Source organism: Paenibacillus sp. L3-i20 (assembly GCF_022180385.2).
In the GTDB taxonomy this organism is placed as follows: domain Bacteria; phylum Bacillota; class Bacilli; order Paenibacillales; family Paenibacillaceae; genus Pristimantibacillus.
The window spans coordinates 22,417-35,173 of the sequence record NZ_BQME02000002.1 but is presented as its reverse complement, the minus strand read 5'-3'; the positions used below and the strand labels follow the sequence as shown (position 1 = coordinate 35,173).

Sequence of the window (12,757 nt, the reverse complement as noted above, 5' to 3'; positions counted from 1 at the left end):
GCGCAACTGGTTGACGAAAAAAATGTGTCGAAGTACTATATGGATATACAATATTTTCTACTTAAGGAGTTGGTAACCAATTTTATAAATATATTAATTTAGTTATAAAAGTGTATTATCGACATTCCTTCATTACTATCATTTTCCTAAAAATATTCTATTCTATCTTTAAAAAGTATCAACTTAACCGCTCTATTCTTTCTGAACAACATACAAGGGATCTACTTATATTTATGCATTCCACTCTTACTATTACTAATCGCACATAAAAAATTAGGGGGAATCATCCATGCGCAAGCTCATTTCGATTATTACCATCTTATTATTGGTATCCGTATTTTCTTCAAGCTGCTCTTCTATCGGTATCGGAAAAAAAGAAAAAAAAATGATAACAATAAAAATGTTAACTGAATCAAAAGCGAAATCAGCTGATTTAATGAAACATCTAAAGGAAAAATTTCCTCGTATTAACTTTCAGGTTACTGATTTTGAAACCGTCTGGTCAAAAGAATTTACCCCACATGAAGAAAGAATTGAACGAGCACGCGAAATCATTGCAGAGGAGAAACCCGATTTCTATTATGGCTTTGACCCGAAGTGGTACAAGGAAGACATACAACTTGTTGATCTCACTCTGCTAATTAATCAAGAGCAAACACAGTTTAATGAAATACAACAAAATATGATTGAATCAGCTACAAATGATGATGGCACTTTATACTTTATTTCGGCTACATTTGATCGAGAAGTTCTTTTTATTAATCGTGCATTATTTCAGAAAAATGGCGTTCCTGAGCCAGTAAATCCAATGACTTTTGATGAGTTACGTAAGAGTGCTAAACTAATTAATGAAAAAAATCCGGGTTTATTTGGATATGAACTCCAACAAAAGGAATGGTTATTTACACTGATGCAAGTCGGTCGAAAATTTCTAGGTTTCAAATTTATTAATGATAATGGTCAACTAATGATTGACCAACCTGAATGGCGTGATTTAGCTCAACAACTGCTGGATGACTACAAGAGTAAGATAATGAGAGATGAAGACACTAGACTGCAAAAAGCAGATCGAAAGCGTATTGCTTTGAACCCCGGCTATGCATCAGATCTCTATTCGTATCTCTCGGTTAAAGCAACAGCAGACACATTATCTATCGTAGATGTACCAACTGACCCTTCAAACCCAATCGCCAATCCTTTCATCTTAACTAGTCCATTCTCCATTGTTCCATCAAGTAATTACATCAAAGAAATTTGGGAAGTTATCTCCTATCTCATGACTGAAGAAGCTGCCCTGGAGATTTCAAACAAAAGGTTAATGTCTGGTTTCGTTACTTATCCTGGTATGGCACCAATCGGGGACTTTACAATACAATCTTTTGCTGGAAAAGTATCTGGCAATAAGATTAATGAATCCTTCTTCCTAACTCAAGAGGCTTATAAAAAGATGAACAATGCGATGGAAGAACAATTCCAAGCTTATATTCAGGAAACATCTGATTTTGATACAATCTGGGCTGCTATTGAAAAAGGTGTAAAAGAAATTAATTTGGATTCCAGTAATTTCAAATCCGCTCCGTAAGAGCGTTTTTAGATTACACGTAATATCGTTAAGTAACAACTTATATACTACTTCTCCAGTTAGTCAGCCTACCAGAGAAAATAGGGGGGGATTTAGCCATGCGCAAAATTATTTCAATCTTTACTGTATTCTTAATTGTATCTATTCTGTCTACAAGTTGCTCATCCATTGGTATCGGGAAAAAAGACAAAAAAAATATTACAGTAAAAATGTTAACTAACTCAGAAACGAGATCTGCCGATTTAATTAAACATCTAAAAGAAAAATTCCCTCATATCAATATTGAGGTCACTGCTTTTGAAACCATTTGGCAAGAAGAACAAACCCCCATTGAAAAAAGAATAGAGCGAGCAAGCGAAATCATTGCAGAAGAGAAGCCTGATTTCTATTATGACCTTAAACCATCATGGTACGATAAAGATGTCCTCCTCGTTGATCTAGCTCAACTTATTAACCGAGATCAAATACCGTTGAATGAAATACAACAACATATCATTGAATCGGAGACAAATATTGACGGTACATTAAATAGCATCACCCCTACATTTGATCGTAAAGTTCTTTTTGTTAATCGTGAACTATTTCAAAAAAACGGAATTCCTGTTCCAGTAACTCCAATGACTTTCGAGGATTTCCGTAACAGTGCTCAGCTGCTTAAAGAAAAAAACAGCAGCCTATTTGGATACGATATACAGCGACATTCGTGGTATTTCGCTTTAGAAGAAATAGGAAAGACGTTTCAAGGGCTACAAATTGTTAGTGATTCTGGTCAACTGATGCTCGATCAGCCTGATTGGCGTGATTTAACTCAACAGTTACTCGACGATTACAAAAATAAAATATTGAGAGCTGAACCATTAAGTCCTAACAAAACAGAGATAAAACATATAGGTATGAGTATCGGCAATGCTTCTGAACTCTATTCTTATCTTTCGGTCAATGCGACGACTGACACTTTATCTATCTTGGATTTGCCAACGAACCCTTCAAACCCAATAATTAATCCTTTTATTCCAACCAGTCCCTTCTCCATTACTCAATCAAGTAAATACGTAGATGAGATATGGGAAGTACTCACTTATCTTATGACCAAAGAAGCTGCTGTTGAGATAACAAACAAAAGGTTATTAGCTGGTTTTGTTGCCTATCCTGGCCTAGCACCAATTGGCGATTTCAAGATAGAATCTTTCGCAGGAAAAGAAACCGGAAGCAAGATTACACCCTCCTTCAACTTAGCCTCAAGCGCGTGGAGAAAAATGCATATTACTGTAGATGAATTATTTAATGCTTACATTAACAACAAAAAAGATATGGATGAAGTGCTAGACGCAATTGCAGTAGTTGTTCAAGAAATTAATAATGATTCCAGTAATTTCATTGCCGTTAAATCAGACCACTAGAGCGGCAACCTCAACTATTAGAATACTAACGTTATTGAACACATTAAAGGTCATCTCATATGTTCAATCGAACCGCTGTGAGATGACCTTTATTAAGCACCATTCAACTATGTTATAGATTCTATTCTTATCTGTAATCGCTCTGTTAATTGTTCAACATCATCCCAAAGGAGAGGCCTAATCCATTCACCTTGTGTATGAAGCTGCTCCGCTTCACTACTTCTCATCGTCCAAATAGTTGGTACAGAGGAGCATTTGGCATACCCAGCAGCATAATAAATTTCTGGTTCGGATTCTGTTAAATCAGCGATTACAAGGTTAGACTGAGATACTCGACTTAGTGTCGAATCCTCCATACGTCTAAGTACCGAAATCCCAATTAGCTCCACTTTGTATCCACACTGTTCAATACGAGGGAATACACTTGTTGTCCAATCTGTTAGTATAGCTGATTCATCACTGAGCAGGATGACGCAAGACTTACTCTTCTTCCCGCCAGACAATGACATTGCCTCACTCCAGCCTAACGTTGTTAGCTTTAAGACCGAACCTTCTCTTGTGATCATCTCACTTTCTTTCAATAACTCAATAATGTAAACAAATTCTTGGAGATTAGGCGAATATGTCAAATTGTAGTGCTGCGATAATGGATGAAGATTGATCGGTTCATCCGCACTTTCTGACTTTCCATACAAAAAGGTTAGCAACCGTTTTCCCTTTTCTTCTAATGTAGCCGGGATGAACGATGCTTGCTCAATCTCCTCCACTACATCAATCGTTAGATGAATGGAACCCGTGCGAGCAGACTCTTCTCGAATATAGGCAGATACAAACGGCAATAACTTCCTCTTTTTTGCATACGGGAATCCTTGAATGCGTGCATATGTATCTCCCTCCAAACTATAGTGTCCTTCCGGTGCGCACATACAGCCTGAGAAATGATCTATGTTACCGCTATTCTCTATCGTTACAAGTTCATTGCAAAATAAGCAATGTTTTTTGTTCATCATTGATTATCACCTCTTCTATTATTATTCGAAACATTGGTGTCTTTTGTGACTGTCGATGGAAAATCCGTTAGTGAGACTTATTACCACAATCAAATAAGAAGGGAACATAACTATGCGAAAATTACTGTCCTTACTTTCGATCATCTTAATAAGCTCTATTTTAAGCTCCAGCTGCTCGATCATTGGCATCGGAGATGAAACGAAAAAAAATATTACTGTTAAAGTATTAGCTTATAATGCAACTTATTTTACAGATTATAAATTACTTCTGGAAAAGAAATTCCCTCATATCACTTTCGAAGTATCCAGTGTAAATACCATTCTCGACAATGAAGGTGTTAAAGACAAAAAGTCGGAAGAGAGAATACCTGAAATAATTGAGGAACAGAAGGCAGATTTATATTTCGATATGTCCGTTGCGTTTCAGTACAAGAGTGACCATCCACTCGTTGATCTAGCCCCCCTTATTGAACGGGACCAAGTACCATTAAATGAAATACAACAAAACATGATAGATTCAACGACGAAGCAAGATGGTACACTTTTTAAAGTTTCACCAACCTTTGACCGAAGAGTGCTTTTTGTAAATCGCAATTTATTTACTAAATACGAATTTACCGAGCCTACGAGCCCTATGACTTGGGAACAATTCCGCATGACAGCGCAACAGTTTCAAGACACACAGTCTACTCTATACGGATACGATTATCCTTCTTACTCTTGGTACGAAAGGTATACCTCTTGGGGTAAAAGTATACAAGGACTTCAGCTCATTAGCGACACAGGGCATCTTCTGCTTGACCAGCCTGAATGGCGTAATCTTGCTCAGCAATTACTTGATGATTACAGGAATAAAATATTTAAAGCAGACGATTTTAATATCGACCTCAAGAAAAGAGAAGATACTGGCATGTTCTTAGGTCTTGCGTCCGAAATTCACACCTATCATGCAAACCAACAATCACCAGACACTTTAGCCATTATGGACTTGCCAAATAATCCTTCCTCTCCAGCTGCTAATCCTTACATCTTAAACGCTGAATTGTCTATTGATGCAAGTAGTAAACATGTTGATGTATCATGGAATATTATTACCTACTTATTAAGTAAAGAAGCAGCATCAGAAATAAAAAATAATATTTGGGATAGCGGATTCGTAACTTATCCAGATCTGGAGTCAATCGGAGAATTTAAGATGGAGTCTTTTGCAGGGAAGGATACTGGAAAGCGTATTAAAGAATCATATAAGCTAAGCGGCGATGCATTTCGTCTAATATTCGAAGCAGTAGAGCGAGAATTCAAACATTACATTCAAGAAAAAAAGAGCCTTCCAATAAACTGGGGAGCAATCGAGACAGTCGTTCAACAAATCAACGCAAATTCAAGTTATTTTGAACCCATTAATAATTTTGATTTTATGAAATAATATAGAAGAAGCGCATACACGTCCCAAGCGATCAAGCGCATCCAGATATAACAGATCGCCATCACGTAGCATTATTCTCATAGCCTGATATTTGGGACGGTTAGAGTCCTTGCCACTCATTATACTGAGGTTCTATACGATAAATATGTTAGGGATTACTCATCATCACAATGCCAAATCGTTTATAGATGCATCCATGCCTTCCACATTATTGAGCCACTACTGCGTTAGTTTTCGTGTTTCCGCTTCATCTTCTTTATTAACACGTCGATCAACAAACCTATTAAACACCAAAAAATTAAACACACAAGAATAATGATAAATATAGGAATATTAGAAGGATGTGTTACATTTTGTACAAACCAATGTCCTTCTGTTATCCAAGAAGGTGGGCTAATGATGAATAATAGAATATGCTTTTCATCTGTTAAACCGATTAGTGCTAGTACGAAATATGATATTGGCAACCAAACTCCCCATCTTTTCCACATCAACTTTCATCCCCTTTAATTCATTTTTTAACTATTTAAGTACAGTTCAACAAACCCATTCACAGTACCTGGGCTGTTAGTTGTAAGAGAAAAATTAATAGTATTTCCTGACATCCAATTGCTCCAGACATTATAGTAAGTAATGATATAGTAACCATATGACTGTGAGTTACCATACGGATGTGGGATGTCTATCGTTTTTGCCTCAGCGAAAGATGTGGTGCTAGGTGAAGTATCTTGTCTTAGTTTTGTCCAGTTGTATGGACTAGTTACTGTAGTGCCTCCACATTGAACTGTTTGGACTTGCTTTACCCCATATCCACTCACTGTTTCATTTATATGAGTACTTAAGAACTCCATCACATCGAATAACTTTGGGGTGTGTATTAGAGCATCGGCCTTAAGAAGTAAAAGCAAATTACATTTGCTTATAAATAATAAATTTGATAACATAACTAACGAACGTTCGTCAAGATAGAGGTGGTTGTATTGAAAAATAGAGGGATTAAAGAAAAAAATGATCCCCTACTCCAAGTTTTACAAGATGACAAAGACACAGAAAGCCCATCGAGACTTTTTGAGAAAAGTGGAAACACTAAACGCCACTAAGACCATATTTTCAAGATATATTTCACAGCTTTGATTTTACAGAGAGAGGTATTATTTTATGAAGAAGCCTTTAAAAGAACAAAAAACAGTTTTACTCATTCTGCTAAGTAATATATTTATTGTTTTTCTCGGGGTCGGACTCATCGTCCCAGTTATGCCATCTTTTATGAATAGTATGCAATTATCAGGCCAAACGATGGGCTATCTATTTGCAGCATTTTCGTTTGCTCAACTACTTATGTCTCCTCTGGCAGGACGATGGATTGATACGTTTGGCAGAAAAAAAATGATCGTAATAGGCCTATTTCTATTCAGTATATCCGAAGTTATTTTTGGATTAGGCACAGATATTTCTGTTCTTTTTTTATCTAGAATTTTAGGAGGTATTGCTGGTGCATTTATTATGCCTGGTGTAACTGCCTATATTGCTGATATTACAACAGTGGAAGACAGACCAAAAGCGATGGGGTATATATCTGCCGCTATTAGCCTCGGATTTATTATCGGCCCAGGTATCGGAGGTTTTATTGCTGAGCTAGGAATTCGTGCACCATTCTATTTCGCTGGAGGCTTTGCATTACTAACATGTATTTCTTCCCTATTTATATTAAAAGAGCCATTATCCAAACAAGAGCTTTTGGAAATTACTAAGCTTAAAAAGGATGTCAGCTTCTTAAGTGATCTTAAACGTTCCGTTCAACCGATTTATATCATTGCCTTTATTCTAGTGTTTGTACTGGCCTTCGGTTTATCCGCATATGAAACGGTATTTAGTCTGTATTCTGATGCTAAATTCGGGTTCACTCCACGAGATATTGCAATCGTCATTACGATAAGCTCAATCTTCGGGGTTGTTGTCCAGGTCTTTATGTTTGGTAAAATGGTAGATAAACTTGGTGAAAAGAAACTCATTCAACTATGCTTAATAGCTGGCGTTGTATTTGCAGTATTATCAACTATGATCTCTGGTTTTATAGCCGTTTTAGTAGTAACTAGCTTCATCTTTCTCGCATTTGATTTGCTGCGGCCAGCCTTAACGAGTTATTTATCAAAAACAGCTGAAAAAGAACAAGGATTTATCGCCGGAATGAACTCAACCTATACTAGCCTCGGCACTATCGTTGGGCCTGCATTAGGCGGTATATTATTTGATGTAGACATCAATTATCCGTATCTCTTTGCTGCTGTCATCATGTTTATTGGTTTAATCATTACGGTGTTGTGGAAAGAAAATCAATTAAGCAACAGCTTGGCAAAATAATAGGTGAACGCTGCTCAGGCTGTCGAGATATTTTCGACAGCCTTCTTTTAAACATTTGGAAATCCTTGTCCTTCCAATCAAAAGCTAAATCAAACCCTCATTAACAATCCATTCAATGTAAGTGAAAGGCTATCTAACGCCATAGTTAAGTCATCTTCTGCATCCTCGGAGTTTGCAATCCATATCGCACTATTCATTAGTCCTCCATTCAATAGTCGAGCTAATGCTTTGCTATCCGTCTTACCAATTATTCGTTCATCCATTAGTTGCTCCAGCATGTCAGCCATGGTCGCCAAGCAATGAGACTGTGATGACTGGGAATAAGTACTCCCTAGTACCGAAGGTGCATCTCTTAACACAATTCGCTGTATTTCCGGCTCTAGCGCCATCGCAAGATAAGCTTCGCAACGCCCTACAAAACCTTCCCAATTTCCTGCCGCAGCATTTGAAATTTCCGCTAATCTATTATCCATTTCAGCATCGATTTGTTGGACAACAGCTTCTAACAATCCCTTTTTATCTCCAAAATGATGATAAAGCGCTCCCCGTGTTAGACCAACGGATGCTGTAAGTTCATCCATGGAAGTATCTGCGTACCCTATTGTACCAAATGCTAATCTTGCCGCACTTACCAGCTTAGCCCGAGTTTCCGCAATCATTTCCGTACGTGCTTTACGAACCATAGTGCCTCCTGCTTTTATACGTATTCTCTTTAGATAAGTGTATACAAGAGATATCTAGAATGCAAATTGACATACGATGCGTATGTGTAATATAGTATTTGCATACGCTTCGTATGTCAATTCATTTGAACGATTATGATCACTTGAATGAATGGCTTCAACTTGAGGAGGTTAAATCGTTTGAACAATGTTTACCGTGAAATATTTAAAGCCCCTGGTTCACTGAAATTTTCCGCCGCAGGCTTAGTCGCTCGAATGCCTATTTCCATGACTAGCATAGGACTGGTTACGATGTTGTCCCAGATCCGTGGACAATATTGGCTTGCTGGAGCTGTTGCAGCTACCTTTGCATTGTCAACTGCTTTGCTTGCCCCGCAAATTTCTCGTTTGGTCGATAGATTGGGACAATCCCGAGTCCTTCTTCCCGCTACAATAATCAGTGTATTATCGATGATTGGCTTATTGTTATGTACAAGATATGAAGCGCCTGATTGGACGCTATTTTTATTCGCTTTATTCGCCGGTTGTATGCCAAGCATGTCTGCAATGGTACGTGCCCGTTGGACTGAGCTGTATCAAGGATCTCCCAAACTACATACCGCATTCGCTTTTGAATCTGTTGTTGATGAAATAAGCTTTATTATAGGCCCTATCATTTCAGTCAGTTTAAGTGTCATGTTATTTCCTGAAGCCGGTCCGTTGTTTGCATCCGTATTTTTATTAATTGGGGTATCTCTATTCGTTATTCAAAAAAATACAGAACCCGTCGTTCGCCCAATTAGCACTAACCGTAATAAAGCTGTACTCCAAATACGTTCAATGAGAGGACTCGTATTTACTTTAGCTGCTATAGGTACCATTTTCGGCACAGTGGAAGTAGTCAGTGTAGCTTTTTCAGAAAATCATGGGAGTACTGTAGCTGCAAGTGTCGTTCTTTCTGTCTACGCGGTCGGTTCTTGCTTAGCAGGGTTAGTTTTCGGCACTCTTAAACTCAGAACGCCGCTTCATCGTCAGTTTCTTTGGGGCATTGCCGTTACGACTGTGACCATGCTTCCTCTATTTTTTGTAGAAAGCATTATCGCGTTATCAGTAACTGTCTTTTTCGCCGGTATGTCTGTCGCTCCCACTATGATCATTACGATGGGTTTGGTAGAAAAAATCGTTCCTCACTCACAGGTTACAGAAGGAATGACTTGGGCGATTACCGGGTTAGGTATTGGGGTTGCTTTTGGCTCTGCCGCTGCAGGGTGGGTTGTGGATGAATTCGGCGCACGGATGGGCTTTGGCGTAGCTATTGGAGCGGGTTTTCTTGCTTTAGTTATCGTACTTCTCGGCAACAGCGCCCTTCGATCCGCATACAATGACGCTGTTATTAGCCAGAAGAACATATCTGTAAGCTAGGCTATTCTACTTGTATTATTGCGCTTAAATGATTCTAATAACTATGAAGCTAAAATAAAAAGTGGACACTCGTTAAGAGAATTTGAATTATGAACTTAACGAGTAGATGTTCAAATGGGTGAACAACGGCAACGATACAATGAAGAGTTTAAGCGTCAGGCAGTAAGTCTTGTTTTAGGAACCCTGGAGGATGCCTATGAAGCAAAATCACCAAGCAAAAGGCTTATTCATCACTCCGGTCGCGGAACCCAATACGCTTCTAAAGCGTATCGTAGCAAACTCGCTTCTTACGACATGAAAGCCAGTATGAGTCGCAGAGGCAATTGTTACGACATCGCCTGCATAGAATCCTTCCACAGCATTCTCAAGAAAGAGCTCGGCTATCTATCTCCCGTTCGATTCGCTCAACAATTGTCCACTTTTAAAAAGTGCCCTTCTATGGATCACAGTCCAGCTTATATCGAGCTAGCGTTTTCATGTTCTGTGTAAAGAAGGAGCTTCATTTTATATTAAAATACGGCAAGTATTCTATCCAATATTCCCGTAATATCAAGAAATACGACAATGATGACTAACGGAATAATGAACCTCATTATAAAAAACCAAATATGAAATGCAGTAGCTCCTAATCGTGAATGCTGCAATAATTCCTCTCGTAACGTACTTTTTTTAATTTTGTATGTTACGAAAATAGAGATTAGAAACACACCAAGCGGCATTAAAATATTGCTTACTAAATAGTCGGCTGAATCAAATATGCTTTTAGAGAAGATTAATAGATCATCGAGCACGCTATAAGACAATGCAGAAGGAACGCCTACAGCAAATATTAATCCACCAATAACGAAAGCTATTTTTGCTCTCTTCTCCTCTTTTCCTTTCAACGTAGATGCTACAATAATTTCTAACATCGAAAATGCTGAAGTTAATGTTGCAAATAAAAATAATGCCAAAAAGCCTAATAAAAAAGCTTCTCCAAATATAATTTGGTCAAAGACAGCGGGCAATACAACAAACAATAAACCCGGACCTTCAGCTGGTTCTAAACCTAATGCAAACACAGCTGGGAAAATTGCTAAACCTGCTAATAGTGCTATCACAACATTCATTGATACAATTGAAATGGCCGGTTGAATTAAACTTTCCTTTTTTGATAAATATGAACTATACGTAACCATGACCGATACGCCCACGCTTAAGGAGAAGAATGCTTGACCCATCGCGAACAATATACTTTGAGAAGTAATTTCCGAAAAGTTTGGTGCTAAAAAGAATATTACACCTTCAATTGCGTTATCGAGTGTAAGTGAGCGAATGATCAACACAATAAATAGTATAAATAAAATCGGCATCATTATTTTACTAGCTTTTTCAATACCATTTTGAATTCCTTTTGCAACAACTAAAACGGTAATTACCAAAAATATAAACTGTGCTGCAATAACTAAGAAAGGATTGGCAATCGTCTCGTTAAAGACAGCACCATAATCTGCTCCCTTGCTAATAATTCCGCCAAACATCCCTTTTACAAAATAGATAACAATCCAACCGCCAATTACACTGTAAAAAGACAATAGAAGAAAACAAGTGAATACTCCTAACTTACCAATCCAATGCCATTGAGTATTCGGGGCTAAGCTACGATAAGCGCTAATAGCTTCCTTCTGCGTGCTTCTGCCTATAATAAACTCCGCTAATAACAAAGGAAAACCCATAAACAACGTAAATAATATAAATAGGAGAAAAAATGCGCCTCCCCCGCTTATTCCCGTAACATAAGGGAGCTTCCATATTGCGCCTACCCCAATAGCAGATCCCGCTGCCGATAAAATGAATCCAATCTTCGATGACCATTGCTCAGTTTTTTTCATGTGATACCATCCAATCTGCTTTAGTTCTGGCTTCTCTAGATCGCAATTTAAAGCACAAAAAAAGCCACATCTCTATCTTTAACGATAGTGACGCGGCTATACACGATGTACCACCTTAGTTGGAAACGATACTTATTTCCATCAACCACTAATTCTCTATTACCAGGGAAACCGGTTAAATAAAGTTCTTCTCGTCGCACATTCGATAGTTGTTATGATAAACGGAATTATAGTACGGTACTACCTAAAGGTCAACCTTTAGTTCGGTATTCGATTTTCAAATGTATTTTAAGCCATTCTTTTAATTGTACAGAGAGCTAATTAAACTCTTGTTGATGTACATTGAACTCTCAATTGAAGATAGACAGAATGATGAAGCCCTATGGATTTTGCAATGGTTTTCAAACTGTCTGATCCCTTTTGACAACTTATTATAGATTGTATGCTTTCATCTGATTTGAATCTAGTCATAGAAAAAATGTACATAAAGTTTTTATGGTTGAGATGTCGCACTTAGATTATTCCGTCAAAAATAAATGTATATCTTAAACGAATTGAGACAATATAAACCAGTCGGAAACGTTAAAACAACAATCAGGAGGTATTTCAAATGAATCAATTTTCACCTAACAATCAGACTTCGCAACAGCTAGCCCACGCTGAACAAATCATCCAACAGTTGGTGAATCAAACGCAACAAGCATCAGGCCAATATCAACAGTTATTAAATCAGGAACTAAATAATGCCAAATTACTTGAGCAAATCGCTCAACGCGAGCATCAAGCAGCGCAAATTATTCAAACAGCCTTACAAGGTCATCAAACGGCACTTCAACAATTACAACAAATCTCCAGTATTTGCAATCAAGTTTCTCATTCGCAAACAACTAACTCACAGTTACATGCATATTCAAATACGAATAGTCAGCAACCACCGGGACCAAACTACTATTCACATTAATTTCTAGATGTAAAAACCATGCTGAACTCGTTCCATCGCTGAGTACTATACGTATATCATTA

The 12,757-nt window shown here is 37.8% G+C and carries 11 protein-coding genes and 2 pseudogenes; 7 read left to right on the top strand and 6 right to left on the bottom strand.

The annotated features are described in order from the left end of the window. Positions 1 to 289: 289 nt before the first annotated feature. Positions 290 to 1,582, top strand: coding sequence for an ABC transporter substrate-binding protein (locus MFF31_RS13340; protein WP_238188620.1), 1,293 nt, complete (start codon positions 290 to 292; stop codon positions 1,580 to 1,582). A 98-nt stretch (positions 1,583 to 1,680) separates the two neighbouring features. Next, the gene (locus tag MFF31_RS13335; protein ID WP_238188619.1) at positions 1,681 to 2,982 is read left to right on the top strand and encodes an ABC transporter substrate-binding protein; all 1,302 of its coding nucleotides are present in this window, start codon (positions 1,681 to 1,683) and stop codon (positions 2,980 to 2,982) included. Positions 2,983 to 3,089: 107 nt separating this feature from the next. Here MFF31_RS13335 and MFF31_RS13330 read toward each other — a convergent pair whose 3' ends face one another. Next, a complete protein-coding gene (locus tag MFF31_RS13330; protein ID WP_238188618.1) occupies positions 3,090 to 3,992 on the bottom strand; it encodes a hypothetical protein in 903 nt (300 codons plus the stop codon). A gap of 112 nt (positions 3,993 to 4,104) precedes the next feature. On the opposite strand from MFF31_RS13330, the gene MFF31_RS13325 reads away from it, so the two are divergent. Beyond that, positions 4,105 to 5,418 (top strand): ABC transporter substrate-binding protein, encoded by a 1,314-nt coding sequence (locus tag MFF31_RS13325; protein WP_238188617.1) that lies wholly within the window; start codon positions 4,105 to 4,107, stop codon positions 5,416 to 5,418. Between the two features lie 18 nt (positions 5,419 to 5,436). Here MFF31_RS13325 and MFF31_RS13320 read toward each other — a convergent pair. The 3 genes and pseudogenes from MFF31_RS13320 to MFF31_RS13310 all read right to left on the bottom strand — a co-directional run. Continuing rightward, positions 5,437 to 5,535: pseudogene (locus MFF31_RS13320) on the bottom strand (recombinase family protein); the annotation flags it as partial. Between the two features lie 110 nt (positions 5,536 to 5,645). Beyond that, positions 5,646 to 5,909, bottom strand: a complete 264-nt coding sequence (locus MFF31_RS13315) for a hypothetical protein (RefSeq protein ID WP_238188616.1) — start codon at positions 5,907 to 5,909, stop codon at positions 5,646 to 5,648. Positions 5,910 to 5,936: 27 nt separating this feature from the next. Continuing rightward, entirely contained in the window at positions 5,937 to 6,272 is a 336-nt protein-coding gene (locus MFF31_RS13310) for a hypothetical protein (protein WP_248565485.1), read from the bottom strand. A 304-nt stretch (positions 6,273 to 6,576) separates the two neighbouring features. On the opposite strand from MFF31_RS13310, the gene MFF31_RS13305 reads away from it, so the two are divergent. Further along, positions 6,577 to 7,779 (top strand): MFS transporter, encoded by a 1,203-nt coding sequence (locus tag MFF31_RS13305; protein WP_238188615.1) that lies wholly within the window; start codon positions 6,577 to 6,579, stop codon positions 7,777 to 7,779. Between the two features lie 89 nt (positions 7,780 to 7,868). On the opposite strand, the gene MFF31_RS13300 is transcribed toward MFF31_RS13305, so the two are convergent. Continuing rightward, positions 7,869 to 8,462, bottom strand: coding sequence for a TetR/AcrR family transcriptional regulator (locus MFF31_RS13300; protein ID WP_238188614.1), 594 nt, complete (start codon positions 8,460 to 8,462; stop codon positions 7,869 to 7,871). 180 nt (positions 8,463 to 8,642) lie between these two features. On the opposite strand from MFF31_RS13300, the gene MFF31_RS13295 reads away from it, so the two are divergent. Then, entirely contained in the window at positions 8,643 to 9,863 is a 1,221-nt protein-coding gene (locus tag MFF31_RS13295) for an MFS transporter (RefSeq protein ID WP_238188613.1), read from the top strand. A gap of 153 nt (positions 9,864 to 10,016) precedes the next feature. Next, positions 10,017 to 10,241, top strand: a pseudogene (locus MFF31_RS25540) (DDE-type integrase/transposase/recombinase); the annotation flags it as partial. A gap of 131 nt (positions 10,242 to 10,372) precedes the next feature. Here the strand turns inward: MFF31_RS25540 and MFF31_RS13285 are convergent. Beyond that, positions 10,373 to 11,734, bottom strand: coding sequence for a sodium-dependent transporter (locus MFF31_RS13285; protein ID WP_238188612.1), 1,362 nt, complete (start codon positions 11,732 to 11,734; stop codon positions 10,373 to 10,375). A 610-nt stretch (positions 11,735 to 12,344) separates the two neighbouring features. Here MFF31_RS13285 and MFF31_RS13280 point away from each other — a divergent pair. Beyond that, on the top strand, positions 12,345 to 12,695 hold the full coding sequence (locus MFF31_RS13280) for an AMP-dependent synthetase and ligase (RefSeq protein ID WP_238188611.1): 351 nt from the start codon (positions 12,345 to 12,347) through the stop codon (positions 12,693 to 12,695). Positions 12,696 to 12,757: the final 62 nt, after the last annotated feature.

Bases quoted from the DNA above. Each gene is read 5' to 3' on its own strand.
- MFF31_RS13340 (WP_238188620.1), top strand. From the start codon at position 290: ATGCGCAAGCTCATTTCGATTATTACCATCTTATTATTGGTATCCGTA.
- MFF31_RS13335 (WP_238188619.1), top strand. From the start codon at position 1,681: ATGCGCAAAATTATTTCAATCTTTACTGTATTCTTAATTGTATCTATT.
- MFF31_RS13330 (WP_238188618.1), bottom strand. From the start codon at position 3,992: ATGATGAACAAAAAACATTGCTTATTTTGCAATGAACTTGTAACGATA.
- MFF31_RS13325 (WP_238188617.1), top strand. From the start codon at position 4,105: ATGCGAAAATTACTGTCCTTACTTTCGATCATCTTAATAAGCTCTATT.
- MFF31_RS13315 (WP_238188616.1), bottom strand. From the start codon at position 5,909: ATGTGGAAAAGATGGGGAGTTTGGTTGCCAATATCATATTTCGTACTA.
- MFF31_RS13305 (WP_238188615.1), top strand. From the start codon at position 6,577: ATGAAGAAGCCTTTAAAAGAACAAAAAACAGTTTTACTCATTCTGCTA.
- MFF31_RS13300 (WP_238188614.1), bottom strand. From the start codon at position 8,462: ATGGTTCGTAAAGCACGTACGGAAATGATTGCGGAAACTCGGGCTAAG.
- MFF31_RS13285 (WP_238188612.1), bottom strand. From the start codon at position 11,734: ATGAAAAAAACTGAGCAATGGTCATCGAAGATTGGATTCATTTTATCG.
- MFF31_RS13280 (WP_238188611.1), top strand. From the start codon at position 12,345: ATGAATCAATTTTCACCTAACAATCAGACTTCGCAACAGCTAGCCCAC.